Here is a 1,081-nt window from a genome sequence, read left to right as displayed (position 1 = left end):
TGTAGGGAGCGACCGAGAGGACGTCGTCAGGAATGACGTAGTCTCTTCCTTCCATCAGCGCGTGCGCCTTGGACATGGAAGAAAGCGCCATCGTGCCGCGGGGCGAAATGCCAAGGCTGACGTCGGCATGTGTGCGGGAAGCGTTTGCGATATTGACCATGTAGCCGTAAATCGAGTCTTCGACGTGGACAGCGGCTGCTTCTTTTCTCATTTCCATCAGCTCTTTTGCAGAAACGATGGCTTCCACTTCAGAAGCGGCGACCATGTTCTCATGCTTCAGGATGGCGATTTCATCCTTCGCAGACGGATAGCCGACCGTGATGCGGATCATGAAGCGGTCTGTCTGGGAATCAGGGAGTTCCTGCGTGCCAGAAGAGCCGTAGGGGTTCTGCGTTGCCATGACGATGAAGGGCTGCGGGACGGGGTAGGTCTTGCCGTCGACGGAAAGCTTTCCTTCCTGCATGACTTCCAGGAGCGCGGACTGCGTCTTCGGCGATGCACGGTTGATTTCATCGGCAAGGAAAAGATTCGTCATGGCGCTGCCCGGCATGTAGCGGAACTCGCCGGAATTCTTGTCGTACATGGAAAAGCCCGTGATATCCGAAGGAAGGACGTCCGGGGTGAACTGCATCCTTTTGTAATCGAGCCCCAGGGCGTGCGTGAAGGCGACAGCGATCGTCGTCTTGCCGACGCCCGGAATGTCATCGATCAGGATATGGCCCCCTGCCAGGATGGCAGTCAAAATGCGGGATAGGACTTCCTGTTTGCCCAGGACAGCCTTCCCCGTCTCGGAAAGGATTTCATCAATCTTCTGTTTTGTATCCATAAGAACCTCACTGTATTTTTTTAGTATAATATTGATTATTATGCTATTTTATTTATTATACTCTTTATGTCATCTCGCTGACAAAAGAGGGGATTTCCCTGAATCATTTGACAGATTCAGGAATGTAAAATATAATAGTAAGATATGGAAGGGTGTCCGAGCGGTTGAAGGAGGCGGTCTTGAAAACCGTTAACTTCGTGAGAGGTTCATGGGTTCGAATCCCATCCCTTCCGCCACAGCATATGACCCGCGGCC

1 protein-coding gene and 1 tRNA gene are annotated in these 1,081 nt (G+C 52.3%); one reads left to right on the top strand and one right to left on the bottom strand.

Annotated features, from left to right (window positions below; all coding sequences use genetic code 11):
- On the bottom strand, positions 1-826 hold an 826-nt coding region (locus M3200_RS07515; RefSeq protein WP_288178223.1), incomplete at its 3' end, for an AAA family ATPase.
- Positions 827-972: 146 nt separating this feature from the next.
- On the opposite strand from M3200_RS07515, the gene M3200_RS07510 reads away from it, so the two are divergent.
- Positions 973-1,062: transfer RNA gene (locus tag M3200_RS07510), tRNA-Ser, on the top strand.
- The last annotated feature ends 19 nt before the right edge of the window (positions 1,063-1,081 follow it).

It is taken from the genome of Dialister sp. CAG:357, assembly GCF_000435155.1.
Lineage (GTDB): Bacteria > Bacillota > Negativicutes > Veillonellales > Dialisteraceae > Dialister > Dialister hominis.
The sequence above is the reverse complement of the archived record's forward strand: the minus strand, read 5'-3'. Positions and strand labels throughout refer to the sequence as shown.